We start from the raw sequence: 24,845 nt of genomic DNA, 5'->3' as shown, positions 1-24,845 counted from the left end.
AAGATATATGACGCGTGCTGCGACTCAGGCGACGGAGTCGGATCTGATTCAGATCTTGACCCCGGACGGCCAGCGTCACTCCCACGAAACGTATGATGCGTATCTGGGTGACGTTGATGATCAAATGCTGCGTGGTTTCTACCGCGATATGGCAATGACCCGCCGTTTCGACCAGGAAGCCACGGCACTGCAGCGTCAGGGCCAGCTGGCCCTCTGGGTCCCACTGCGCGGACAAGAAGCAGCCCAGATCGGTTCAGGCCGCGCTACCCGGCCGAACGACTATATCTTCCCTACCTACCGCGAACACGGCGTGGCCCTGACCCGCAATGTTTCCTTCTCGGAAATGCTGCGACTCTTCCGCGGAATCTCCGGTGGCGGTTGGGATCCGAGGGAAAACAACTTCCACATGTACACCATGGTCCTCGCGGCGCAGATGCCTCATGCGGCCGGCTACGCCATGGCCTTGAACATGGAACAGCACGGCTGGGATGAAGAACGCCGCGCTGCCGAAGGCAACGCGGTGGTGGCGTACTTCGGGGATGGCTCATCCACTGAGGGCGAGACCCACGAGTCGATGGTCTTCGCCAACTCGTTCAACGCTCCAGTGGTGTACTTCTGCCAGAACAACCAGTACGCCATCTCCGTGCCGTTCGAAGTGCAGTCCAAGGTTCCGTTGGTCAACCGCGCTGCCGGCTACGGCATGCCGGGCATCCGCGTCGATGGCAATGACGTCTTGGCTGTTCTTGCAGTGACCCGCTGGGCCCTTGAGCATGCACGCAGCGGCAAAGGTCCGGTCTTCATCGAAGCTGTGACATACCGACTCGGCGCGCACACCACCGCCGACGATCCCACCAAGTACCGCATGAGCGAAGAGGAAAAGCAGTGGGCTCCCAAGGACCCACTGGTTCGCCTTGAAACCTACCTCCGCGAAAACAACCTCGTCGATGACGCATTCTTCGAGCAGCTAGCCGCAGACGCCGATGCCATGGCGGCCAAGGTGCGCGAAGACGCAATGGCCTTCCCTGTTCCGCCATTGGCCAAGTCCTTTGAACAGGTCTACGCAGAAGCACATCCGCTGATCCAGGAAGAACTTGCCTGGCACATGGAATACGAAGCTGGATTCGCTGACGCGGCCGAGGGAGAGCAGTAAATGACCACAACAATGACCCTGGCCAAGGCCATCACCTCGGGCCTGGACAAGATTCTTGATACCAACGACAAATCGTTGCTCATGGGCGAGGACATCGGACGCCTCGGCGGCGTCTACCGCGTCACCGATGGACTGATCGACAAGTACGGTTCCCACCGGGTAATCGACTCGCCATTGGGTGAAGCCGGCATCGTCGGCACCGCCGTCGGAATGGCTCTGCGCGGCTTCAGCCCGATCGTCGAGATCCAGTTTGACGGTTTCGTTTTCCCCGCCTTCAACCAGATCACCACGCAGCTGGCCAAAATGCATGCCCGCTCCGAAGGACGCCTGACCGCTCCAGTGGTTATCCGCATTCCATATGGCGGCGGCATCGGCTCCATCGAGCACCACTCGGAGTCACCCGAAGCGCTGTTTGCCCACACCGCAGGACTGCGCATCATCACCCCATCCAACGCGCACGACGCCTACTGGATGATCCAGCAGGCCGCCGACTGCCAGGATCCGGTCATCGTTTTCGAGCCGAAGCGCCGCTACTGGCTCAAAGGCGAAGTCGACACCGAAACCCCGGCTTTGGACGCCTTCAAAGCCCAGGTGGTCCGTCCCGGCACCGACGCAACCATCGTCGCCTACGGCCCGCTGGTTCCGATCGCACTGGCTACCGCTGATGCCGCGCTGGAAGACGGGCGGAGCATCGAGGTGATCGACCTGCGTTCGATTTCCCCGATCGACTTCGACACCATCACCGAGTCGGTGCAGAAGACCGGACGGCTGATCGTCACCCACGAGGCACCGACCTTCGGCGGCATCGGCGGCGAGATCGCGGCCCGAATCACCGAGCGCGCTTTCCTTTCCCTGGAAGCACCGGTGCTGCGCGTCGGCGGATTCCACATGCCATATCCGGTATCCAAGGTGGAGTCCCAGTACCTGCCGGATATCGACAAGTTGCTTGAAGCCCTCGACCGGTCATTCGCTTACTAAAGCGGAACCCAAGGAGTAGAAATGACTGTTTTTAACCTCCCCGATGTGGGCGAAGGCCTGACCGAAGCAGATATCGCCTCGTGGAAAGTCCAGGTGGGCGACACCGTCGAGGTCAACCAGATCTTCGTCGAGATCGAAACCGCGAAGTCGCTTGTTGAACTGCCCTGCCCATTCGCCGGCGTTGTCACCGAACTGCACGCCGCCGAAGGCGACACCGTATTGGTGGACCACCCGCTGATCAGCATTGACCAAGACGGCAACGCCGCACCTCCAACAGGCGTACCAGAACCGGTGGAAGCACTGAATACCGCGGCCCCGCAGGCCTCGGAAGAACCCGGCCCGCTGGTCGGCTCCGGCCCAACCGCTGACTCCTCGGTACGCCGCCAGCGCACCAGCCGCCCAGCCCCATCGGCCACCGGCGCCCGCACTGCGGCAGTGCGGAACTCCGGCGCGGCACTGGCTGACACCATTTCGCGTCGCGCCCAGTCGCTGGGCAGCGTCGTGCGCGAAGAAGTCGATCGCCGCAAGCCTGCCGTGGCCAGCTTCGTAGACCGGGTATTGGCCAAACCGCCGGTACGCCGCCTGGCCAAGGAACTGGGCATCGATATCAACGATGTTGTCGGCACCGGAACCCAGGGCGAAATCACGCGCGAAGACGTGAACAGCTACCAGGCACAGCGCGAAGCCGAGCACGCCGCAGCGCCAACCTACTGGGCCCACGGCCAGCTGGCAGATGCCCGTGTGGAACGCACCCCGGTGCGCGGCGTACGCAAGGCAACCGCCAAGGCCATGGTGGACTCGGCCTTCACCGCGCCGCATGTCTCGATCTTCGTTGACGTGGATGCCAGCCGCACCATGGAGTACGTGCAGCGGCTGAAGAAGTCCCGCGACTTCGAAGGCATCAAGGTCTCCCCGCTGCTGGTGCTGGCCCGCGCCGTCATCTGGGCTGCGGCCCGCAACCCTTCGGTCAATGCCAGCTGGGTGGAAACCGAAAACGGAGCGGAAATCCACCAGAAGCGCTTCATGAACCTGGGCATCGCCGCAGCCACCCCGCGTGGCCTGCTGGTACCGAATATCAAGGATGCCCAGAACCTGAACATGAAGGAACTGGCTATTGCCCTGAACGAGCTGGCCACCACCGCTCGTGCCGGCAAGACCCGTCCAGAGGACATGCGTGATGGCTCGCTGAGCATCACCAATATCGGTGCGCTGGGCATTGATACCGGTACCCCGATCATCAACCCGGGTGAAGTCGCGATCGTTGCCTTCGGCACCATCCGCCAGAAGCCATGGGTTGTCGACGGCGAAGTCGTTCCACGCTGGATCACCACTCTGGGCGGGTCCTTCGACCACCGCGTTGTTGACGGTGACCTCTCGGCTCGCTTCATGGCTGATGTGGCTTCCATCCTGCAGGAACCCGCCATGTTGCTGGACTAGCATGACCTGGTTGGCACCCCCGAGGAGGACTTTGAAAAGTTCTTCCTCGGGGGTGTCACAGTTAAGCTCCCTGTTTCGACGTATGTAGTGAAGGCACAAACAATGCCTCCGACATCGATTGAAGGGGAGCAGCGCCATGCGCATGAACTTGAGCAAAACCCATAAGAAGGGCTACGCAGCTGTCTTGGGATTGGAATCCTATGCCAGCTCGTCGGTGCCGAAGGAACTCTACGAACTGGTCAAGCTGCGCGCTTCGATCCTCAACGGATGCTCATTCTGCACGGACATGCATTCGCATGACGCGATGGCCATGGGCATCCCGGCAGCGAAGCTCTTCGCAGTGGCTGCATACAACGATTCGCCGCTGTTCAGCGATGCAGAACGCGCGGCCCTGCGCCTGACCGATGAGGTCACGCGTCTGGATTCCTCGCGCGGAGTCAGTGACGAAGTCTGGAATGACGCCGCCGAAGAATTCAGCGACGAAGAAGTTGGGAATCTGATCCTGGCTATTGCCACGATCAATGTCTGGAATCGCATCGCAATCACCACCCAGCTCGAACCACCCGTACGCGGTTAATGCCCAAAGCTGCTGATACGATCGGGCGCGTGGAACAACCCGAAGCGACCGCCGCGCTGGAGCATTGGCACGAGTCCAAGCCCCGGTTCACGGTGCTGGTCTACAACATGCTCGGTGTCTGGGCTCAGGCTGAAGACGTGGTTGCCGCAGTGGGCGAACAGGTCTTCAAGCTTGAGCCTGGCCAGGCGGCTTCGGTGCAGAACTGGCCGGCATTCCTCACGACGTTGACCACCCGCCGATCCATCGACGTCTTGCGCTCGGCCCAGCACCAGCGCACGGACTATGTCGGCTCCTGGCTTCCGGAGCCTATCGACCAGCAGATGCTGCCCGAAGAGGCCGCGATCAATGATTCGATGCTGCGGCTCGGGATCCTGCTGCTGCTCGAGGAACTTTCCCCGCAGGCCAGGGCCGCCTATGTGCTCCACCATGCTTTGGGGTATTCAGCCGCCGACATCGCGCCAGTGCTTGAAAGCTCGCCGGCGGCCGTACGTCAGATGCTGAGCCGGGCGGCCAAGAAGCTGGAGCAAGCCAGGACTGCGCAACACGATGTCTCCAGTGTCTCGTCGGTCCTGACCGAGATTGTCCAGGCCATCCATCGTGCTGACACCGAGGGGGTAATCAAGCTTCTGGCCCATGACGCAGTGCTGTACTCCGACGGCGGAGGAAAAGTCCGGGCAGCGCGCAACCCGGTTGTTGGAGCACAGCGGATTGCTCGTTTCATGATCGGGATAGAGCGGAAGAACCCGGGACGCCAGATATCCACCGGCAGGGTCAATGGCGAACCGGCCTTGCGGTTTGCCATTGAAGGCCGGGAAGACGTGCTGGTCATCGACGTGGTTTCCGGGTCGGTTCAGCAGATACTGCAGGTCTCGAACCCCGACAAATTAGGTCTCGTCGGTGCGAACTGGGATGCGCTCGCGACGTAGTTGCGGCGACGACATGCTGCAATAGTTAGTCAACGCCCTGTTGATACAGTAGTTTTCATGACTCGCACCAGCCTAGAAAAGTCACTGCGTCGAACAGTTTTAGTTGCCTGCACGGTGGCTCTGGCAAGCATTCTAGGCCTGAGCGCGCCCAGCATTCCCGCACAGGGTGCAACAGCGAGTACCACCGCGGAATCTTCGGAACCCGTGTACCCCTCCGCCTCGCCAAACAGCGAATCAGAGGATGATGACACCATCCTCATTCCGTCGGTGACTTCCCAAGAAGGCAAGATGTATCTTGCCGTCACCGATACCGCGATCGATGACGTTGATTCGCAGAAAATCATGGATGCGGTCCGTGAAGCAGTCGACGGTCAGAACGCCAAAATCTTGTTGGGCGTAGATAAAAAACCCAATAATCTCAAAGGCGCCAGCCAACTGGTGCGAGGCATGCTGATGTTCGGCGACAGCGATGCCTTGAGCGATGACTGGCTGGAGAACGGCAAAACCAAAGGCTACGTGGGGGAGGGCTGGATTGCTGTAGGCGTGATGCTCCCCGAATCACCCGACGGCCAGGTCGAAGTCTTCGTTGATCCCGGGCGCAATGTGAGGGAAACCGAAACCGGAAGCAAAGACAAGATCCTAGATGCCGGCACCAAGCATTTCGAAGCTGGCGACTACACCGCTGGAATCAGCGCAGTCGCCATCTCCACCACCGAGAATCTCCGGGCTCCGCTGGACAAGAAAATCGCCATGGGCATTGTTTTCGGCGTGCTCTTGCTGATTGTCGCGGTTCTCGTCTTTGTCGGACTGCGCCAGAAACGCCGCAAGGACGTGCAGGCCGCAGCCAAGAAGCGCCTCAAGCAAGCTGAAGGCTGGGAAGCTTCGATCCAGAAGGATCTGAATGCGCTGCGGCGTACTCCGACGACCGCCGTAGATACGCAGGCTTCGAACCGCAGTACCCGGACGCTCAAAGAGATCCAAGTGCAGCGCGAGCTCGCCCTCGCCGAGAACGGGGCCGTGGGCGCTGACGTGCAAGACGCCATTGTCGAAGGGAACATCTCCGAAAAGCAGGCCCGGCAGCTCGAAGGGCAAGCCGAGCACCTGGGCCTGCTGCGCCGCGCGGTGGAGCTGGCCCGCAGCCTCACCGGCACCGCCGGCAATTCGGTGAAGTCGTGGAACCAGATCATCGAACAGCATCGCGGGGGACTGCAGCTGCTGGTTCAACTGATCGACCACGACGGGGCTGCCGGGCTGCAGGTGGTGCCGCAGATTCGCACCGCGATCGTCACCCACACCGATGCCCTTGACCAGATGCATGAACGGGCCAAGGCCAAGCCAGGGCTTCAGGCGGCAGCGCAGCTGCTGGAAGACTTGTGGGTGCTCCGTGATGAGCTGGATTCCCTGATTGACCTGGCGCTGTCCCAAGCCGAGGCGGCCCAGATTAAAGTCGATGCGAAGCTTGAGGAGCAACTGTTCGCCTTCTTGCCGCGTGAGGGAGCCAAACCCAATGACCCGATTTCGGTGCTCCGCGTATTTGCACCCGTTGGCGGGCAGAAATAATGGCCGCCCGGTTGATGCACGATTCCATGGGGCGCCGCTTGCGCCGGCCTTATCATTGGACGGCATTTGTTGCGCTCTTCCTTGCGCTGGTCACTGCCATGCTCGGTGTCCGTGCGGCGTTCGCACTCCACGCGGCCAGTGTCCCGCTGCCGTATGAAGTCACCGTGCAGGTCCAGGGAAAGCAAGATTTTAATATCAGCCAGGAGCGGGTCAACGCTGAACTGGCCGAGCACCCGGTGCGTTCCTCGCAACCGCTGACCGTGATCCTGGCGGACCGCTGGCTGACCGGCGATGAAACTCTCCGTGGCCAAGTGCCTGATGGCCAGATCATCATCTCGTCCAAGCTGGAGGACCTGGATCCCAAGAACTCGGATGTTGATGAGCGTTTCAGCGGGGTGGCGCTGGCCGAGAATCTCACGGGCAGCAAGGAAGAGCGGACCGACGCCCGCTACGACATCGAGAATGCCTTCACCAAGAACGTCTCCGTAGGCCACGGCGTCAAAGCCGTGGTAGCTGCGGCGCATACCGCTTCGGTGGTGCTGGATCAATCCCCGACAAGTTCGGTCATGTTCTGGTTCTCGGTGGTGGGTCTGAGCGCAATGCTCACGGCCGCGTTCCTCGTTCCGGCGTTGCGTTTCCGTTCGCGGTGGGAGTCCCGGCACCGTCGGCTGGCCGTAGCCCAACGCAAGCTGGCCCGCGTGGTACTGGACTTGGAAGCCCTGGAAGCCACCTATGTCGCTACCGATGAGTCGAAGCGTCCGCAAGGGTTCACCAAAGCCTGGAACCAGCTGCAGAAGCTGTCCCTGAATGCGGCTCGCAATGAAGATCCGCTGGTTGCAGCGATCTTCGATGGCGAACAATGCCTGGCCAAGAAGACCGGCGAACAGCTCGTCGGATTTGAAGCCACCACCCGCAAGCTCACCACCCTGGCCGACAGCCTCATGGGTGCCGGATCGGTCCATGCGCGCCTGGCCGGCACCGGGTCCACCTTCGATCAGCTCAGCAGCCCGATCAACGATGCCGCCACAGAACTGCTGATCCGCCTGGAAAACGCCCCCGGAAAAATGGTGGCCGGCGCCGACCTGGCGGCGCTTCGCGAAGCTCTGGGAACCTTGCTGGATGCAGCACAAGGCGACGCGAAACAGAACAACGCGGTGCAAGCCTGGGCGAGCGCCGAAGAAGAATTGTCGCAGATTGCCGGGCGCCTCATCCGCAAACTGCGCCGTTATCCGCATGGGAAGCGCCCGCCCATCCCCGAAGTGCCCGCGGAGCATAACCAGTTGCGCTCCACCCTGGGTCTGGCGCCGGTCTCGCAGCAAGGCGCCTTGCATCAATTGCATGTGGCCAATAGCGTGGCTCGATCAATTCTCGGCGATACGCTGAGCACCGACCACGGCCGGAAGACCGAAACCAAGCGCACCTCGTGGCAAGCAGCGTTGCTGGAAAAATTTTCTGCGGTGCGCCTTGGCGGCAAGGATGAACCGGGCAAACTCGGCCGTGCCAAGGTCATCGGACTGCTTGCGGTGCTGTTGTGCGCAAGCCTGATTGCCGCGGGAATCATCGTGTACAACGTCACCAAAAAACCTCGGGCCACCTATGAGGGCTCGGGCCAGGGCATGGTGCTGGAAATCGATGACAAGAACGGCCTGGTTGATGAATCCGAGATCCGCAAGTACATGGAAGAGGACTTCGAGGTAGAACAGCACCTCTTGGTGGCGGTGCGTGATGCTGAATCCTATTTGGAATTGCATGCCAGGGAAGGCTCTGAATACCGTGAGTCAACACCGCGCAGCGTGCAGCAGGCGATCTGGCGGATCAAGCACGAGTACAAGGACCGCATGGATCCGGTCGATCAGGAATTGCCTGAAGACCTGACCATTATTCCCTTGCTGATCACCGATGAAGGCAAGGGCATCATGCCCGGCCTGATCTCAGGTGCAGTGATCAGCGGGACCGCCTCGTGGGGATCCACGATCGGGTGGGAGTATGGGAGCATCCATGAATCCCAATACCCGTCCATGGAAGTGGCCCACGCCGCGGAGGACTTCGCGACGGTGCTCAAGCAGGCAGGATACGAAGAGCCTGACTACAACGCGGCCTTGCTGTTCTGGATCCTCGCGTTCATGTTCTTCTTCACCGTGCTCAACCTGATCCAACTGGTTGCCTACCTGCTGGGTGCGACGTCGCGGATCAACCGGTTCTCGCGCGGTTCACGAGCGTTGGAGCAGACCCGCAGGCGTTTGGAGCAGCTGGCTTTGGGGCTGGAGGATTCGCAGATCAATGCGGTGGCCGTATTGGGTTCCTCAGAGTCCGGCCGGGCGGATGAGGCTGGGCAGCGGCTATTCGAACGCGCATTGATGATGGCCTGGCGCGAGGCAGAAGAGCTGTCCACCATGAGCCTGTCCGAACGTCTTGGCTCCAGCTTCGGGACACGGGCCGAGCACCTGCAGCGCCTGGTGGCACTGCTTGATGAGCGTGATGCCGACGTGGCCAAGCGCGCCCGCGATCTGGTGCTGGCTAGCCGAGGTGCCGGCGGCGATGAGCCGCAGAAGGTGGTTTTGCCGGGGCAAGCATAGCGCCCGCCCCGGCAAAACCGGCATGCCTTAGCCCAAGAGTTCAGGCAGCTCGCCAGGGGCGTTGCCCAAGACCTTCTGGGAGAGGAACTCGGTAACCACTTCGTACCAGATCTTCGCGTGCTGCGGGCTGAGGATCCAGTGGTTCTCGTCCGGGAAGTACAGGAACTGGTGCTCGGTGCTTCCGTCTTCCTTCTGCGGCAAACCCGAATCGGCCAGCAGCTCGTACCACAGGCGCAAGCCCTCGCCGATGGGCACCCGGTAGTCCTTGTCGCCGTGGATGACCAGCATCGGGGTGACGATATTGCCGATCGAATGATGCGGAGAATTCTGCTCGCGCATTTCCGGGCTCATCTCGCGGGTCCAGTAGAAGGCCGCATCGGTGGTCTTGCCGAAGCCTTCCAAGGCCCACAGGCTGGCGTGGGTGACGATGGCCTTGAAGCGGTCGGTATGCCCGGCCACCCAGTTGGCCATGTAGCCGCCGAAGGATCCGCCCATTGCGGAGGTGCGCGTTTCGTCGATATCCTCGCGGGCTTCGGTCGCATCGGTGATGGCCATGAGATCCGTGAAGGGCTCCTGGCCCCAGCGACCCCAGCCGCGCTGGATGAAGTCCTGGCCGTAGCCGGTGGACAGGGCGGGGTCCGGCAGCAATACCGCGTAGCCTTGGGCCACCAGCAGCCAGGGGCTCCAACGCCAGCTCCAAGCATTCCACGAACCCAGCGGACCGCCGTGGATCCAGAGCAGCAGTGGCGCCTTGTTCTGTGCCGAGGCCGTCTCCGGCAGGGCCAGCCAGGCGCGGACGGTGGAACCATCCTCGGCCGTGGTGCTGACCTCGGTCAGGGTGCCGGGAAGCGCGGGGCGCTCGGCGGGGGAGTTCAGTAGCGTGGCTTCGGCGAAGTCGCCGGCTTCGAGCTCGTGGACGTGGGTCAGGTCCACGGCCACCGGCTCTGCCGGGTAGAGGTAGCTGGAACGCAGCGCGTAGGCGGTGCGTGAATCGCTGCTGATGGTGACGTCGGTGAAGCTGCCGTCATCGGTGAGCCGGGTGATCTTGTCGTTGTACAGGCTCAGGTGGAAGATCGGGCTGTGCCCGTTGTCATCCGCGGTGAGCAGCAGCGAACGCCCATTGGGCACCCACTGGATGTCGTTGACCCAGCGGTCCCAGCCATCGGCGATCTGGTGGGTTGAACCATCGGCCAAATGCATCAGCCACAGTTCGAAGACCGGGGCGGTCTGCGCAGTGGAACGGTGCCAGCGTGCGTAGGCCAGCTCCTTGGAGTCTGGGCTGATCTTGCCAATGGTGTATTCGTAGGTGTCATCCGGGCTCAACAACATTTCTTGTGCGCCGGTATGTAGATCGATACGCATCAGACCCGGGGCACTGGAAGCTCGACCTTCAGGAACTTGCCATTCGGTGATCAAAAAATCACCGTTCGAGGCAACATCGAAGGCTGTTTCTTGCAGGTTGGCACCGATGCCTGGTGTCAGATCGGTGAGTTCTGCGCGCTTAGAATCTTGGACTTCAGGAAGGTTGCCCGAATAGAAGTGGGCAGTTGCTGGACCCAGATCATGGTCCCAGTAACGCACCGGGTATCCGGTGTGCAAAATGGCGGAGACCTTTTTGTCTTTGCGGTCCGTGCGCAGTTTTTCTTCGGCTTCAAGGTCTTTGGCGCGGCTGTGGCCGCTGCTTTTTAACACGATGGTTTGCGGTGACTTACTGCAGACGCTTAGTGATTGCACGCCGGCCGGGTGAGAAATGACCGGACGGGCTTCACCACCTGCCGCTGGTAGTAGCCATCCTTCAGGTTTGGCGTCGTCCTTGCTGGAACGTTTGGCCACGAATAGTAGGTCGCCGTTAGCGGTGAACTGAGGTTGGGATTCGCCGTGTTCGCCGAAGGTGAGCCGGCGCGCTGGCAACTGGCCTTTGGGGTCGATAGACCACAGTGCACTGTCGTAGCTAGTTTCATCCTCGGACAGAGTGCTCATGGTGGTGACCAATTGTGTTCCGTCGGGGGAGAGCGTCAATCCGCCGACGCGGGCTAGTCCGATGTAGCTGTCTAAATTATGAAATGAATGCTTAGAGTGTTCCACCTCACTCATCTTGCCACTGATAAGAGCCCTAAACTACTGTCGGGGCAAAGTTACGCTAAACCGATAATGTGCCAGCCGATTGAGGCGAAGGATTTCTGGACGATTCACGTAACCCACGCCTTGCCCCGATGTTGTTGAGTAAATGATCTTGACCTCCCGATTTCTGTCCAGAACCTGTGGCCAGGAACCTACAGTTAAGAACTTCTCGGCTTCTGTACTTTTGTACAGATGGAACCAGGCTGTCCGCCGGTAATTTTTACAGTATCCAGAAAATCTAGTTCGAGGATAAGTGAGAATTTCAGTCAAAAAAGTGTCAGTTGCCGTTGCTCGTTGCGCATTAACAGCGGGTCTCGCTGTCAGCATGTCACCGGCCTAGGCAGCCACCTCAACAGTCCAGTCATCGCAGACAAGGAACTCTGATGCGGAATCGCTCTTGGGCGCGGACGACCTAGAATATATCGAGAAATCATTCGAAAAGCTGAATATCCCTGTTGCTAAACAAAGTGCTCTTCTCGAAAAAATTTCATCAGGAAGGAAATTGGATTCTGAGACGATGAAATCGCCTGTGAATGTCACCAAGGCACTAAATCCTGATGGTTCGCAAACCGTTACCAAATCTTGGGAGGATGGTTCGGCGATCAGTGAAACCGTATTTCCTGACAATTCTGCCGCTGCTTCAATGGGTGGTTTCCCGCTAGCATTGCCTGCTTGCGTCAAGGGATGCACAACCAAGTACGAAGTAGGTATGACGCATAAAAGCAGTTGCCAGGTGTGGCACCAAGCAGTAACTTGGTCAGCAGGTTTTACGGCCAGCTTCCGTTATAGTCTGAGCAACGGTCATTACATCAAAAGTATTAGCAACCCCAAAACAGGCGGAATCGGGATGGGAAAAGGCTCGTTGAGCTACATCAAGCGCTCTGCATACTCAAGTCAGACGGCCAAAGCTCAGTTGAAGGCCCGACAAACCGTGAAAATTGCAGGAATACCAACTAGTCGCGATGTAGGAGTGATCCTAAACGTCAATACTGGTGGTGGCTCCACCTCATCGTTCGGTTCATGATCGAAGCATATTGAAAGAGAGTATTTGAAATGCAACCGTGGCAGATTGTCGTTGCAATAATCGCTATTGCTATCGTGACGTTCGTTGTCTTTTTGGTTCGACAATTTTTGGTGGGTTTTTCAGCTCGAGAAACGTCTCATCTGGACCGCGATTCACAGCGCCAGGAGTAGGACCACGCAATAGGTTCTGTTGAAGAAGGATGGCGAAGTTTTCGACGAAGTAACACCAGCCTTCTTCGATAGGTAGCCAGCGAATTTTTCCCTGCCAAGTGACCTTGCCAGACAGGTGGAGCGAACTAGCTTCTGGTAGACCAGCGGTTCCAAGAAAATCTGGACTTGCGATGAACGCTCTGAGGACCAGCGGCGCTTCGAATAGCTTCGCAAAGCGCAACATCATCTTGTGCCGATTGCACCAGTAAGTCGGGGTTATGCGTCGCGGGATTCAACGCTTAAAACAAGACCAGCAATTATCGGAGTCAGTACCTTGGCGGGTCTTTCAAAACAAAACAGCGGCCCGGGAAATCAGCTTGAAGCTGTGTTTTCCGGGCCGCTCTTTACGCGGTAAAAGCGAAGTCGCTTAGACCTCGTTCGCCGGCGCCTTGGCGTTCATGCGGGCCTTGGCCAGTTCGTTGATCCGGCCGCGGCACAGGTACCAGCCGCCGATGATCATCGGGATGATGATGACCAGCGAGGCGACAGTCCAGGTGCCTACCGGGTTATCGAAGGCCATCATGACCAGCACCATGACCAGGAAGGCCAGGGTGACCCAGCCGGAAATCGGCGCCAGTGGCATGCGGAAGCTTGGACGATCCTGTTCGCCACGCTTGGCCGACTTCACCAGGGCCATCTGGCACAACACGATCATGCCCCAGGAAGCGATGATGCCGATGGCGGCGAAGTTCAGCACGATCTCGAAGGCCGCAGCGGGAACGATGGCATTCAGGACAACACCGAGCACTGCCACCACGGCGGTGATCACAATGCCGCCGTATGGCACGCCAGCCTTGTTCATGCGTCCGGCAAAGCGTGGAGCTGAACCGTTCAGGGACATCGAACGCATAATGCGGCCGGTGGAGTACAGGCCTGCATTCAGCGAGGACAGCGCCGCGGTGAGCACCACCAGGTTCATGATGACATCCATGCCCTGCACGCCGATGGAACCGAAGAAGGTCACGAACGGGGATTCGCCCGAGCTGTAGGCGCTGTATGGAAGCAGCAGCGAGAGCAGGACCAGGGAACCGACATAGAACACGGCGATGCGGATGATCACGGTGTTGATGGCCTTGGGCATGACCTTCTCGGGGTTCTTGGCCTCGCCTGCGGCGGTGCCGATCAGCTCGATCGAAGCGTAGGAGAAGACCACGCCCTGCATCAATACCAGCACCGGCATCAAGCCGTTGGGCAGCAGGCCGCCGTTATCGGTGATCAATGAGAAGCCGACTTCGTGGCCCTCCACCGGGGTGCCGAAGATGACAAAGTAGCAGCCGATGATCAGGAAGGCGACCAGCGCCACCACCTTGATCAGCGCGAACCAGAATTCCATCTCGCCGAAGGCCTTGACCGAAATCAGGTTCATGGTCAGCACCACGGCCAGTGCCAGCAGCGCCCAGACCCACTGCGGCACAGCGTTGATCCAGGCCACGTACTTGCCGAAGAAGCCCATGTACAGGGCCACCGCAGTGATGTCCACGATGGCGGTCATCACCCAGTTCAGCCAGTACAGCCAACCGGTGGCGAAGGCAGCCTTCTCTCCGTAGAACTCGCGAGCGTAGGAGACGAAGGAGCCGGTGGATGGGCGATGCATGACCAGCTCACCCAGGGCACGCAGGATCAGGAAGGCGAAGAAGCCGCAGACTGCGTAGCTGATGACAATGCCAGGACCGGCATCGGCCAGTCGGCCGCCGGCGCCCATGAACAGGCCGGTGCCGATGGCGCCGCCGATCGCGATCATCTGCATTTGTCGGGAGGAAAGGCCCTTGTGGTAATCATTGTCGCCGGCGGTCAGCGCTGCGTCAGGCACATGTGCCGCTGTGGCGTGCGGGGTGGATGAGTCCATGAGGATCCTTGAAGCTAGTCGGAGAGGTTTGCGAGGCGCTCTGGGGAGAGCAGCTCATTAAGGTCTTGTGCAGAGAGCAGCCCGCGTTCGAGCACCAGCTCTGCCACGCCGCGTCCAGTGTGCAACGCTTCCAAAGCCACCGAGGTGCTGGCTGCGTAGCCCAAACGTGGGTTCAGCGCGGTCACCAAGCCGATGGAGTTCTCCACCTCGCGGCGTAGCGCTTGTTCATCAACGGTGATGCCGTCGATGCACTTTTTGGCCAGGGTCAAGCAGCCATTGGTCAGGTGCTTGAGCGAGAGGCCGATCGAGTGGACGATTACTGGTTCGAAGGCGTTCAGCTGCAGCTGGCCGCCTTCGGCTGCCATGGTCACGGTCAGATCATGGCCGACTACCTGGTAGGCGATCTGGTTGACGACTTCCGGGATCACCGGGTTGACCTTGCCGGGCATGATCGATGAACCGGACTGCACGGCAGGCAGGTGGATATCGTTCAGGCCCGCGCGCGGACCGGAGGAGAGCAGGCGCAGGTCGTTGCAGATCTTCGAGATCTTCAAGGCCACGCGCTTGAGCACGCCGGAGAGGTGCACAAAGGCGCCCACATCGGACGTCGCTTCGATCAGGTCCGGGCTGGTGGTCAGCGGCAGCCCGGTCAGCTCGCGCAGGTGGCGGCAGGCTGCCTCGGCGTAGCCAGCCGGCGCGTTCAAGCCGGTGCCGATGGCGGTAGCGCCCAAGTTGATCTCGGTGACTAGGGACAGCGACTCGGCCAGGCGGGCCCGGTCCTCGCCCAGGGTCACGGCCCAGCCGCGGAACTCCTGGCCCACGGTCATCGGCACGGCATCCTGCAGCTGGGTGCGGCCCATCTTCACCACGGTGCGGAATTCTGAGGCCTTGGCATTGCAGGAATCTTCCAGCGTCTTCATCGCTTCCAACAGCGGCTGGGTGGCGAAGTGGGTGGCGATGTTGACCGCGGTCGGGTACGCGTCGTTGGTGGACTGCGACAGGTTCACGTGGTCGTTCGGGTGCAGGTACTGGTACTCGCCCTTTTGGTGGCCCAGGATTTCCAGGGCCAGGTTGGCGATGACCTCGTTGGCGTTCATGTTGGTGCTGGTGCCGGCGCCGCCCTGGATCGGATCCAGGATGAACTGGTCGTGCAGCGAGCCGTGGGCGATGGACTCGCAGGCCTGGTCGATGGCCCGGGCGCGGTCGGCGTCCAGCAGTCCCAGCTCGTGGTTGGCGCGGGCCGCGGACTGCTTCACGCGCGCCAGTGCGCGGATCAGGTGCGGGTTGCCAGCCAGGGTGGTGCCGGTGATGTTGAAGTTGTTCTTGGCGCGCAGGGTGTGCACGCCCCAGTAGGCCTCCACAGGGATGTCGAGGTCGCCAATCAGATCATGCTCGCTACGCGTTTCGCCGCTGAGCAAGGTTTCAGACATGGTGGATGTATCTCCAAAAAGGTAGTTATGCGAAAAAGAGAAATCTAGAGTGCTGCCAGCACACCCACCGGGGCGCCACCGCCCAAGGCAGGGCTGGAAGCCAATTCGGCCAGGGCTGCGCCAGCGGTATCGCCCAGGTGTTTGGCGAGCAGCTTGACGGTGATCGGCATGCGGGCGCGGTCCCCGCCATCGGCGATCTTCACTGCCAGTGCCGTGCCATCGGGCAGTGCGACAGCCTGGATGCCTTCGAAGCCGTCCTTGGCCACGGCGCCCGGGATAGCGCGCATCAGAGCGGTGACGTCGCGGCCCTCGCCAGCTACCAGTTCAGGGTAGCTGGACATGGCTGCGGCCACGCGGGCCTCGGGGGTTCCGGCTTCGGCGGTGGCCAGACGGGCGAAGCCGCGGGCCAGGCCAATCAGGCTGATCAGGTAGACCGGGGTGCCGCAGCCGTCGGTGCTTACGCCGCTGATCTTTTCGCCGGTGAGTTCTTCCACGGTGTCGGCCAGCAGCTGCAGCAGGTTCTCGTCCTGCAGGTAGTTGGCGGTGTCCCAGCCCTTCAGTTCGCTCAGCGCAGCCAGGGCGGCATGTTTGCCCGAGCAGTTCTGTGCCAGCTGCGTGGCTGTGCCGCCCTGGGCCAAGTAGTCGGAGCGTTCGGCCACGCCGTAGGGCAGATCGGTGGAGTTGCGCAGCGCGGTTTCATCCAGGTTGGCCGCGGCCAGGGTTGAGCTGGCGACCTGCTGGTGGATCGGGGCGCCCGAGTGGCTGGCCGAGGCCAAGGCCAGCTGCTCATCGGTCAGCTGCAATCCGGCGCGCAACATGCCCACGGCAAACAGCGGCTTCAGTGCCGAGCGCGGGTAGTAGGCGGCCTGCGGTTCGCCCACGGCGACGATGGTTTCACCCTGTGCATCCAGCAGCACGGCCGAGCCGTAGTGGATGGATTCCACGGCGTCGCCGCGGGTGGCGGCAACCAGTGGTGCGTGCTGCGGCAATACTGGGTTGGCCAGCGGGTCGGTCTGCGACTGCGGGTGGGCGGGGATCACTTATTGCTCCTGACGATGGTGGACACGGCTTGTTGTACTGCGGAAAGGTGATCGTTCATGGCCTGGTTGGCGGCCTGGGGATCTTGGGCTTCGATGGCCCGGAAGATGGCCAGGTGCTCATCCTTGGAGGGATTGCGGCGTCCGGCCACGAGGTTCACGGTTTCGGACTGGCGGGCCATGGCTTCGCGGATATCGGCCACTACCTTGGTGAACACGGAGTTGCCGCTGGCTTGGGCAATGGCTGCGTGGAAGGCGGCGTCCAGTTCAACCCAGGCTGCTGCGTCGTCTTCCTGATCCATTTGCTCGATCAGGCCGCTGATGCGTTCCAGGTCTTCGGTGGTACGCCGGGTGGCAGCGAGTGTTGCTGCGGGAATTTCAATATGCGGGCGGGCTTCGAGCAGGTCATCGGAGGAGAAAGAGCCGAGCTTGAGCTCGCGGGTGGGCCGGTGGGAGATGACAAAGGTGCCGCGCCCGGTTTCGGTGCGGGTCAATCCCAAAGCGGCGCAGGAGCGCAGCGCTTCGCGGATGACCGAGCGGCTGACCTGGTAGTCGGCGGCGAGGGCCGCCTCGGAGCCCAGCTTGCTCCCGAGCGGGATTTCCTGGGCTTCAATGGCGAGGCGGAGTGCGTGGAATACGGCCTCGGCAGCGGAGCGTCGCTCGATCGGCCGCTGTCCGGGTGTCCAGCTGTCTGACAGGTTCACGTGTACCAGTGTGCGGGTGTGATGCACCCAACGTCAAGTCGAAATTTGACGTGAGTGGGAACACGCAGGTCAGTAGACCACAACTGCCGTGGCCACGATGCGATAAGCACGGTGGCCACGGCGGTTGAATGTCCGCCTATTGGTTCTCCAAGGTCTTCTTCAGCGCTCGAAGATCGGCCATATTGGCGCGACGCATCATGGTTTGAATGAGCGGGGCGAGCAATTTGCTGAAGCCGTGTGGCTCGCCGTCGTTGCGCAATTCGACCCGGGTGGCTGTAGGGCTTACCGACTCGAATTTATAGGTGGTGCGCATTGGAAAGGGGCCTTGTGCTGTGGCCATGACCAGCTCCTTGTCCTCCAGCAGCGTGGTGACCTCATAGGTGTAGGAAAGGTCCCGTCCGAGGAAGCGGGCCTCAAACGCGGTGCGGGAGCCGAGCCCGAAATCCTCCTGGTCCAGCCGTCGCACCGAGCGGATATTCTGATACCACGCCGGTGCATTCAGTGGGTTCATCGTGTAACCGGCCACCATGGATAGCGGTCGGTCAATCACGATGCTGGTGGAAACATCAACCATGGGAATTCCTCAGGCTCCCGCCGGAACGCGACCGGTGAAGGCGATCAAGCGATCCAGGCTACTGGCGGATTCTGCGATGACAGTTTCCTCGGCGAAGGAACCTGAAGCGCGCTGCTCCGGTCCCACGGTCTTGCGGGCCAAGCCAAGTACGTACTCGGCATGACCTGGGTGGATTTCGAAGTCCTGGCCGGTAGCCTGGGCGAAGTCCCACCCGTGTACCATCAATTCGAGATTCAGGATGCTGGCGACAACCTTCGCTGGCATGACCGCGAAGCCGAGGTCGATTTCGCCGACCAAGCCATGGGCGGCGAAGGCCTCCAAGGTTGGCTGTGCGATGTTGGCGATGCGAACTTCTGGCGCCAGTGCCGGGTCGTCGGAAACCGTGACACCCAGGCCCTTGCCAATCGCCGAGATACTGCCTGCCAGGTGATCCAGCAGCTGGCTGACGGTGAACTCCGCGCAAGGCGTTGCCTGACGCAGCTCTGTCGCAGAGACGTTATTGAGCACAAACTGAAGCGCAGCCAAAGACCCCTCGGCGGAAACAATCGCGTCCTCGGGCTGTGGAACCGCATTCCACTCGTCGATGACTGCTTGTCCGGACTCGGCGAAGTTCTTCAGTCGATCGAGGAAGTGGTTCCAGCCATCCGCGTGGCCGGAAGACTGCCCCGGGTTCAGGCCTTCGTGGCGCAAGGTGACTGCGGTGCCTTCATCCCAAGGCTCCAGGGTGATGTAAACGGTTGAATCGCCCGGCGGAACTGCCTCGGAACCTTCCCAGCCCCAAGTGAAGACCAAGCGCTTGCCCGGGTCGATTTCAGTGAAAGTGCCGGAGGCCTGATGGCCTGGCGCCATCGTGAAGCGGTAGCTTCCGCCGGCCTGCAAGTCGACGCGGCCGGCGACGGTCTGCCAGCGGCGCAGGCGCTCTGGATTGGTAAGCAGGTTGAAAGCGGTGTCGGCGTCTACGGGGAGCAAGACTGTTCGTTCAAAGCTCATGGCTTTTCTCCTGATGGATTTTGCGGCGAGTGTGGGGGAGCGTCGAGCGAGGCCAGTTCGGTGGCTTCGGCGACGAGCAGATCGAGTTCGGTGTTCCAAAACGAGTCAAGGAGGGCCTTGAGCTTCGCGATGCCTGCTGGTTTCAGCGAGTAGTAACGGCTGCGCCCATCCTTGCGCGCTTGCAGCAGTCCTGCATCAGTCAACAGCAGCAGGTGTTGTGAGATGGCGGAGCGGCTCACCGTGAAGTTCGCCGCGAGTTCCGTCACCGTACGTTCTCCGGAACCCAGCAACTGAATCAAACGCCTGCGCGTTGGTTCCGATGCGACTTCCAGTAGATCAAACATGAAAGATACGTTAGCGGTCGCTAACGAATTAAGGCAAGAGGGAGCTTGGAGGTAATTTGTGGCGGAATACGAAGTGCTGTTAAAGCACTAGTGGGCGCCCCGGCAAAATGCCAAAACGCCCACTAGAGGTGAAAATACTTACGGGATCGTGATGATCTGACCGGCGTAAGCCAAGCCGCCACCAAAGGCAAAGAGCAATGCCTTGGAACCCGACGGCAATGGCTCATCCGAAGCCATCATCTTGGACAGGGCCAATGGAACCGAAGCGGCCGAAGTGTTGCCCGAGTAGACCACGTCGGTGGCCACGCGTGCGTTCGGAGCACCAATCTTCTCAGCCAGCGGCTCGATAATGCGCAGGTTGGCCTGGTGCAGAACGATGGCATCCAGCTCTTCCGGCTTCATGCCCGCACGCTCGATAATCTGCGAAGCGATCTTCGGCAGCTGGGTCACGGTCCAGCGGTATACGCTCTGGCCGTTCTGCGCGAACTTCATGTCGTTCTCGGCCTCGATGCGCACGGCATCGGACAGCGACGGGACCGAACCCCAGACGACTGGCGAAATGCCATTGTCTTCCGAAGCGGTGATCACGAAGGCGCCAGCGCCATCGGCGGTGAGCACGCAGGTGGTGCGATCGGTGAAATCGGTGTAATCGGTGAGCATTTCGGAGCCGATAACCAGAGCGTTTTTCGCGGAACCTGCCGCGATGGCACCCTGGGCGATGCCAACTGCATGGGCGAAGCCAGAGCAGGCCACATTGACATCCATGGTGGCAGGGCCCTGCTCCATGTTCAGTGCATCGGCAACGCGGGCCGCCATATTCGGCGAGCGGTCGGTGGCGGTGCAGGTCGCGACAACAATCAAATCGATATCTGCTGCCTTGATGTCTGCCGAATTGCCGAAAGCCATCTCTGCGGCCTTGATGGCCATGGAGTCGACGGTTTCAACACCGGTGCCCCAGCGGCGTTCTTCGATGCCGACGCGGCGGGTAATCCACTCGTCGCTGGTTTCCACCAGCTTTTCCAGCTCGGTATTCGGGACGATGCGCTCTGGCTGGAAGTGGCCAAAGGCGACGACTTTGCTGCCCGTCATGGATATAACTCCTCGGTGGATTCAAATCTGCTCTTCTAAGGGTAGTCGTTTTGTGTGCTACTCGCTGTTCATATACCGCAGAATGCATGTATTGCGGTCAATCTCCCGTGAGATCGTCGATTTTCGTTCGGTAATCGAGAATCGGAGATTCTTTAGGACTTCACTTCTCGTCGGCTCCTTGTTCACCTAATCGTTGGAACCGAAAAGTTCAATGGAATGAACAGCAGCAGGACGCGGGGGAGGGATCGATGAAGCCACTGACAATCATTCATCTGAGCGACACCCATCTGTGCCCTGAAGGCCAGCTGCTTCACGGAAGCATCGATTCGTGGCAACACACCCGGCAGGTATTGCGGGCCTCGGAACACTTTTCGCCCGACGCCATTGTCGTGACCGGGGATATTGCGGATCGGGGTGCGCCAATCCATCCGATGGCCGCGGCCATGTTCAATGACATCCAAGAAGAATTTGGCTGTCCAGTGATTACCATTCCCGGTAATCACGACCCCGCAGGAAGCGTCGGCCCGGAATTTAATACCCAGCGGTTATCGATTGGACCCTATCAGGCAAATACCGTGCATGAAGTTCTGGGACTGCGTATCATCGGGCTGGACAGCGGTGGATTCCAGCTGGCTCAAGGCGAGTTGGATCAAGCGCAATTATCGTGGCTGCAGTCATTGCTGGCGGTACCAGCGCCACTGGGTTCGCTGTTGCTGTTGCACCACCCGCCAGTGGAAGCCACAAGCAAGGTACGAGCAGGACGCGGGTTGAAGGATCCGATGGCCCTGGCAGCCATCACCGCTGGCACTGACGTTCGAGCCATACTCTGCGGGCACTATCACCAGGCCGCCACAAGCCAGCTGATCAATATTCCGGTGTTGATGGCCCCGGCGGTTTCCTACAACATGAACCCGTTTGCTCCTCACGAAATACTTGCAGAATCCGGCCCAGGATTCGCGGTACTCCAACTGGGGAACGACGCAGTGAACTGGTTTGCTGCCTCCAGCGACCAACGGACGACAAAACCGCAGGATGCGGCTCAAAGAACATCAGTTGAAGGCCACTTGGCTGCCAACTGAGAGCGAAGAACTTCGCACCACGGAACAAGCAAAGGATCCGGGAGTGCACGCAAGAAAGAAGAAGATGATGAGTGAACAGAAAATCGTATTGATCCGGCACGGCCAGACTGAATGGAACAAGGCAGGCCGACTGCACGGGCGCAGTGACCTGCCGATGAACGACACCGGTGTGCGCCAAGCGCAGCAACTGGCCATGGACCTGTCCATGCAGGGCCCTTGGGCAGCGGTATATTCATCCCCGCTGTTCCGCGCGCTGCAGACGGCGCAAATTATCGCCAACGGCATTGGCACCCGAGCCCTGTACGAGAACCCGGAACTCATGGAACAGGACTTCGGGGACTGGGAGGGCAAGCTCGTTGGGCACCCGGCCGATGAACAGCGCCAATTGAATATCGGCACCGGCGAAACCGAACAGCATCTAGTCGAGCGCGCGGTCAACGCTCTGTTTAAGATCTGCCAGCAGCACCCGGGAGAAAATGTCCTGGTAGTCAGCCACGGCGCATTGATCAGCTCCGTGCTCAGCGCCTTGACGGGCGAGGCAGACCCACGGGTGGCCAACGGCACGTACCGGGAACTGGACTCTCAGTTGCTGAAGAACTACGTGTCCCGTGAGCCACTGTGGCACTAGAGATCCGATAACGCACGAACCCGTTGCCACCCACGTTAGAAGCGGGTGGCAACGGGTTCGTTCGTGCATCGGGAAACTAGCGACGTGTTTTCAACACGGGTTTACCACCAGCTCGATCCAGTCACGGTCACCTTCGGCTGGCCGTCAATCCATTCAATGGTTCCATTGAAGCTGCGGTCGATCTCCTGCTCGTCGTATTCCATGTACTCGGTCTTATTGCGCTGATATTTGAATGTCGTCTCGCTGCTGCTGAACGATTCCATTCCTTCCATCGTCACCCCGTCGGCTTGGGTCTTGACGGAGAAGGACTTCAGTTCCTTGTCCTGCAGCTCGCTGGGGCAACCTTCGTTCAGATTTGTTGGCACCGTGACGCAGGCGGTGGCGAACTTATGCACGGCGTCGAGTGCCAGATCACTGAGCTGATCGGTCACCTGGGTATTGAGCGTAACTGCCGCTTCGAGATCATCAGGATGGTTGGCGCGCAGTTCCTGGGCATCGACCTGCAAGTAGTCGGTGTTTGGCGCGGTGACGTTGTAGATGCCCGGGTAGACGTAGAAGTTGCCGCTGTATGCAGCCGTCGATTCACCGAAGTAGGAATCATCCTGCTGCAATTCAACAGGCGCCTTTCCGACCGTGACCTTGGAGATCTGATCGGTGCTGATTTTCACCGGCACCAGGAGGGGATCATTGAGGTCCCAAGTATCAAGCAAGCCATATTCTTTGTCCCCGCGGTCGACGGTGAAGACCCTTTCGTGCTGTTCGCCATTGATGGAGTACGTGGCCCGGATGGATGCGCTGCTCTCGCCTTTCGACTCTTGCTTTACGTCGACAACTTCCAAACGCTGCTTGGCGCTGGCCAGCGCTTCATCGGTGAGCAATACACGCGAAGAATTATCGATGCCCGGATCAACCATCTCTGCGGCTTTTTCTGCCTTGCCGTCGGCAAGTAGCTGGAGGTACTGCTGGACTTGCGCCTCAGGCTTCCGCTGGGAATTCAGATAAGCCACGGCGCCAAATCCGAGCCCGACAAGAACAGCTACACCGAGAACGCTGAAGCCAACAGCTTTGGCCTTCTTCTTGGATGATTCTGACGCTGGCTGGAGTGCAGGCGCTTCGGATGCAGCCGGTGCAGCGGAAGCAGGAGCGGCAGCAAATGCGGTCGTGGCCGGCTCGGCAGTCGTTACCGGCATTGCGGTTGTTGGCGTAGCTGCCGCCGGGGCGGCTGGATTGGATGACGCAGGTGCCTGCGATTGGCCGGAGATCCAACGGTCCACGGCGGCCTTGCCAGCTAGCAATCCCAGCAGGCCTGGCGCGAATCGGTATACCTGGAGCGGCAACAGCTCGGCCAGGATCGAAACAATAGCTGCACCGATGGCCAGGAAAATCACCGAGTACCAGGTAATGCCAAACGAAATATCGGCCGACATTTCGCCCATTTCTTCTGCGCTGATTTTGCCGCCAATAGAAATGCTCGTGAGCCAAGCGAGAAGCATCCACAAAACCAAGGATATGACAGGCAGCTGCCAGACTCGTTGCCAGTCGATTCCAGCGGTACGGGTACGCTGTACGCCCACCCGGATAGCGACTGCGACAACTAGGATGACGGTCAGCGCGATCAGCCAAGCACCTTTTCCATCGGCAATATCCCAGATGCGGAGGACTGATGTCGGGATGTCATTTCCGGTGAAATCCTCCAGCGCTGAAGCCACGCCAGAAATGTTCGGAGCTAGCGCACCTAGGAAGCCCAAGGCACCGAGATAGGAACCGAGAGTTCCAAGCAGTGGAATCAAGAGCAGAGACGTGCTCCAAGGCATGTCTTCGTCCTTGCTGACGAGGGCAACGATGATGCCAACCACTGCAAAGACCACCAATACCGCTACAAGCAGGGTAATTGCCTCGCGGACACCGTTCATCAAAGGGGTTCCCGACTGACCGCGGGCTGGAGCGGTGGCTAGGAATTGGGAGAAGAAAACGGTCAGCAAAATGGTGAAGAAGACACCGGCATACCGTGGCGAGATCGTCGCGGTCAAGAATCCCATGGCTTCCATGGATAGCTTGCCAAAGAGGGAAACAATCAAGAAGAGCAAGGACAGCACCAATGCGTGCAGGCCGGAAGTTAATGCTGCGCTCTTCCAACCACCTTTGCGTACGCCTCGGTTCAGTTTTTGAACAAGGAAGTAATTCACTGCGCAGATGGCCAGGATCGCAGTGATCGAAACCAATGAAAGCGCAAGATGAGCTTCGCCAGAGACTCCGAAGCCACCGCCGGAACCAGAGATTTTCAGGCCGCCGCCGAGCATCGCGCCAAAGAGCATGATAAAGGCCTTGAACGAATTCAGCTGGGATGCCATGCCGGCTTCTGAATAATCGGAATAGTCGCTGGCTCCTGATTCGTTCGCTGCGCTGGCCAGCGGGATCAGGTAGCAAAGCGCCAACACGATGCCGATGGCTGCAATGGCGCCGGCTTGGAATCCGAGCAGCTTGAGGCTGGCTCGCGATTTCAGTTCAAGAACGGCGTCCTTGATCTTTTTCATCTGGGGATTCTGTCCTGACGGCGGCAATGGTG

20 protein-coding genes are annotated in these 24,845 nt (G+C 60.0%); 10 read left to right on the top strand and 10 right to left on the bottom strand.

Annotated features, from left to right (window positions below):
• Nucleotides 1–7: 7 nt before the first annotated feature.
• From pdhA to D3791_RS05780, 7 genes are all read left to right on the top strand, one after another.
• Complete coding sequence (gene pdhA, locus D3791_RS05810) at nucleotides 8–1,150, top strand: pyruvate dehydrogenase (acetyl-transferring) E1 component subunit alpha (protein WP_022876207.1); 1,143 nt, start codon at nucleotides 8–10, stop codon at nucleotides 1,148–1,150.
• Complete coding sequence (locus tag D3791_RS05805; RefSeq protein WP_172511565.1) at nucleotides 1,151–2,128, top strand: alpha-ketoacid dehydrogenase subunit beta; 978 nt, start codon at nucleotides 1,151–1,153, stop codon at nucleotides 2,126–2,128.
• Between the two features lie 21 nt (nucleotides 2,129–2,149).
• Nucleotides 2,150–3,565 carry a dihydrolipoamide acetyltransferase family protein gene (locus D3791_RS05800; RefSeq protein WP_172511564.1) on the top strand — a complete coding sequence of 472 codons (1,416 nt, stop codon included), beginning with the start codon at nucleotides 2,150–2,152 and terminating at the stop codon, nucleotides 3,563–3,565.
• A gap of 142 nt (nucleotides 3,566–3,707) precedes the next feature.
• A complete protein-coding gene (locus tag D3791_RS05795) occupies nucleotides 3,708–4,142 on the top strand; it encodes a carboxymuconolactone decarboxylase family protein (protein ID WP_246242355.1) in 435 nt (144 codons plus the stop codon).
• A gap of 29 nt (nucleotides 4,143–4,171) precedes the next feature.
• Nucleotides 4,172–5,068 carry a sigma factor-like helix-turn-helix DNA-binding protein gene (locus tag D3791_RS05790; protein ID WP_172511562.1) on the top strand — a complete coding sequence of 299 codons (897 nt, stop codon included), beginning with the start codon at nucleotides 4,172–4,174 and terminating at the stop codon, nucleotides 5,066–5,068.
• A gap of 57 nt (nucleotides 5,069–5,125) precedes the next feature.
• Nucleotides 5,126–6,628, top strand: a complete 1,503-nt coding sequence (locus tag D3791_RS05785; RefSeq protein ID WP_172511561.1) for a hypothetical protein — start codon at nucleotides 5,126–5,128, stop codon at nucleotides 6,626–6,628.
• Complete coding sequence (locus tag D3791_RS05780) at nucleotides 6,628–9,204, top strand: hypothetical protein (RefSeq protein WP_172511560.1); 2,577 nt, start codon at nucleotides 6,628–6,630, stop codon at nucleotides 9,202–9,204. The genes D3791_RS05785 and D3791_RS05780 overlap by 1 nt, the downstream gene beginning before the upstream one ends.
• Nucleotides 9,205–9,231: 27 nt before the next feature.
• On the opposite strand, the gene D3791_RS05775 is transcribed toward D3791_RS05780, so the two are convergent.
• Nucleotides 9,232–11,298: a S9 family peptidase gene (locus D3791_RS05775; RefSeq protein WP_172511559.1), complete on the bottom strand. Its 2,067-nt coding sequence runs from the start codon at nucleotides 11,296–11,298 to the stop codon at nucleotides 9,232–9,234.
• A 424-nt stretch (nucleotides 11,299–11,722) separates the two neighbouring features.
• Here D3791_RS05775 and D3791_RS05770 point away from each other — a divergent pair, with 424 nt between their 5' ends.
• Nucleotides 11,723–12,349 (top strand): hypothetical protein, encoded by a 627-nt coding sequence (locus D3791_RS05770; protein WP_172511558.1) that lies wholly within the window; start codon nucleotides 11,723–11,725, stop codon nucleotides 12,347–12,349.
• A 576-nt stretch (nucleotides 12,350–12,925) separates the two neighbouring features.
• Here D3791_RS05770 and D3791_RS05765 read toward each other — a convergent pair.
• From D3791_RS05765 to D3791_RS05730, 8 genes are all read right to left on the bottom strand, one after another.
• Nucleotides 12,926–14,404 (bottom strand): amino acid permease, encoded by a 1,479-nt coding sequence (locus D3791_RS05765; RefSeq protein ID WP_172511557.1) that lies wholly within the window; start codon nucleotides 14,402–14,404, stop codon nucleotides 12,926–12,928.
• A 14-nt stretch (nucleotides 14,405–14,418) separates the two neighbouring features.
• Nucleotides 14,419–15,834 (bottom strand): aspartate ammonia-lyase, encoded by a 1,416-nt coding sequence (locus D3791_RS05760; RefSeq protein WP_022876198.1) that lies wholly within the window; start codon nucleotides 15,832–15,834, stop codon nucleotides 14,419–14,421.
• Nucleotides 15,835–15,878: 44 nt separating this feature from the next.
• On the bottom strand, nucleotides 15,879–16,874 hold the full coding sequence (locus tag D3791_RS05755) for an asparaginase (protein ID WP_022876197.1): 996 nt from the start codon (nucleotides 16,872–16,874) through the stop codon (nucleotides 15,879–15,881).
• On the bottom strand, nucleotides 16,871–17,575 hold the full coding sequence (locus tag D3791_RS05750; RefSeq protein WP_172511556.1) for a FadR/GntR family transcriptional regulator: 705 nt from the start codon (nucleotides 17,573–17,575) through the stop codon (nucleotides 16,871–16,873). Before D3791_RS05750 ends, D3791_RS05755 begins: the two co-directional genes overlap by 4 nt.
• 136 nt (nucleotides 17,576–17,711) lie before the next feature.
• Complete coding sequence (locus D3791_RS05745) at nucleotides 17,712–18,149, bottom strand: SRPBCC family protein (RefSeq protein ID WP_022876195.1); 438 nt, start codon at nucleotides 18,147–18,149, stop codon at nucleotides 17,712–17,714.
• A gap of 9 nt (nucleotides 18,150–18,158) precedes the next feature.
• Nucleotides 18,159–19,139 carry a TIGR03086 family metal-binding protein gene (locus D3791_RS05740; protein ID WP_172511555.1) on the bottom strand — a complete coding sequence of 327 codons (981 nt, stop codon included), beginning with the start codon at nucleotides 19,137–19,139 and terminating at the stop codon, nucleotides 18,159–18,161.
• The gene (locus D3791_RS05735; RefSeq protein ID WP_172511554.1) at nucleotides 19,136–19,483 is read right to left on the bottom strand and encodes an ArsR/SmtB family transcription factor; all 348 of its coding nucleotides are present in this window, start codon (nucleotides 19,481–19,483) and stop codon (nucleotides 19,136–19,138) included. The genes D3791_RS05740 and D3791_RS05735 overlap by 4 nt, the downstream gene beginning before the upstream one ends.
• Before the next feature lie 138 nt (nucleotides 19,484–19,621).
• Nucleotides 19,622–20,572, bottom strand: a complete 951-nt coding sequence (locus D3791_RS05730; protein ID WP_172511553.1) for a beta-ketoacyl-ACP synthase III — start codon at nucleotides 20,570–20,572, stop codon at nucleotides 19,622–19,624.
• Between the two features lie 248 nt (nucleotides 20,573–20,820).
• On the opposite strand from D3791_RS05730, the gene D3791_RS05725 reads away from it, so the two are divergent.
• Nucleotides 20,821–21,651, top strand: a complete 831-nt coding sequence (locus D3791_RS05725) for a metallophosphoesterase (RefSeq protein WP_022876193.1) — start codon at nucleotides 20,821–20,823, stop codon at nucleotides 21,649–21,651.
• A gap of 67 nt (nucleotides 21,652–21,718) precedes the next feature.
• Nucleotides 21,719–22,279, top strand: coding sequence for a histidine phosphatase family protein (locus D3791_RS05720; RefSeq protein ID WP_172511552.1), 561 nt, complete (start codon nucleotides 21,719–21,721; stop codon nucleotides 22,277–22,279).
• A gap of 101 nt (nucleotides 22,280–22,380) precedes the next feature.
• Here D3791_RS05720 and D3791_RS05715 read toward each other — a convergent pair whose 3' ends face one another.
• On the bottom strand, nucleotides 22,381–24,813 hold the full coding sequence (locus D3791_RS05715) for a hypothetical protein (RefSeq protein WP_172511551.1): 2,433 nt from the start codon (nucleotides 24,811–24,813) through the stop codon (nucleotides 22,381–22,383).
• Between the last annotated feature and the right edge of the window lie 32 nt (nucleotides 24,814–24,845).

The sequence above is a fragment of the Glutamicibacter mishrai genome (assembly GCF_012221945.1).
GTDB classification, from domain to species: domain Bacteria; phylum Actinomycetota; class Actinomycetes; order Actinomycetales; family Micrococcaceae; genus Glutamicibacter; species Glutamicibacter mishrai.
Note: the sequence above shows the minus strand (reverse complement) of the source record. Positions and strands in the feature narration are given on the sequence as shown.

Bases quoted from the DNA above. Each gene is read 5' to 3' on its own strand.
- D3791_RS05800 (WP_172511564.1), top strand. From the start codon at position 2,150: ATGACTGTTTTTAACCTCCCCGATGTGGGCGAAGGCCTGACCGAAGCA.
- D3791_RS05775 (WP_172511559.1), bottom strand. From the start codon at position 11,298: ATGAGTGAGGTGGAACACTCTAAGCATTCATTTCATAATTTAGACAGC.
- D3791_RS05760 (WP_022876198.1), bottom strand. From the start codon at position 15,834: ATGTCTGAAACCTTGCTCAGCGGCGAAACGCGTAGCGAGCATGATCTG.
- D3791_RS05745 (WP_022876195.1), bottom strand. From the start codon at position 18,149: ATGGTTGATGTTTCCACCAGCATCGTGATTGACCGACCGCTATCCATG.
- D3791_RS05730 (WP_172511553.1), bottom strand. From the start codon at position 20,572: ATGACGGGCAGCAAAGTCGTCGCCTTTGGCCACTTCCAGCCAGAGCGC.
- D3791_RS05795 (WP_246242355.1), top strand. From the start codon at position 3,708: ATGAACTTGAGCAAAACCCATAAGAAGGGCTACGCAGCTGTCTTGGGA.
- D3791_RS05715 (WP_172511551.1), bottom strand. From the start codon at position 24,813: ATGAAAAAGATCAAGGACGCCGTTCTTGAACTGAAATCGCGAGCCAGC.
- D3791_RS05765 (WP_172511557.1), bottom strand. From the start codon at position 14,404: ATGGACTCATCCACCCCGCACGCCACAGCGGCACATGTGCCTGACGCA.
- D3791_RS05740 (WP_172511555.1), bottom strand. From the start codon at position 19,139: ATGAGCTTTGAACGAACAGTCTTGCTCCCCGTAGACGCCGACACCGCT.
- D3791_RS05780 (WP_172511560.1), top strand. From the start codon at position 6,628: ATGGCCGCCCGGTTGATGCACGATTCCATGGGGCGCCGCTTGCGCCGG.
- pdhA (WP_022876207.1), top strand. From the start codon at position 8: ATGACGCGTGCTGCGACTCAGGCGACGGAGTCGGATCTGATTCAGATC.
- D3791_RS05735 (WP_172511554.1), bottom strand. From the start codon at position 19,483: ATGTTTGATCTACTGGAAGTCGCATCGGAACCAACGCGCAGGCGTTTG.
- D3791_RS05725 (WP_022876193.1), top strand. From the start codon at position 20,821: ATGAAGCCACTGACAATCATTCATCTGAGCGACACCCATCTGTGCCCT.
- D3791_RS05785 (WP_172511561.1), top strand. From the start codon at position 5,126: ATGACTCGCACCAGCCTAGAAAAGTCACTGCGTCGAACAGTTTTAGTT.
- D3791_RS05720 (WP_172511552.1), top strand. From the start codon at position 21,719: ATGAGTGAACAGAAAATCGTATTGATCCGGCACGGCCAGACTGAATGG.
- D3791_RS05805 (WP_172511565.1), top strand. From the start codon at position 1,151: ATGACCACAACAATGACCCTGGCCAAGGCCATCACCTCGGGCCTGGAC.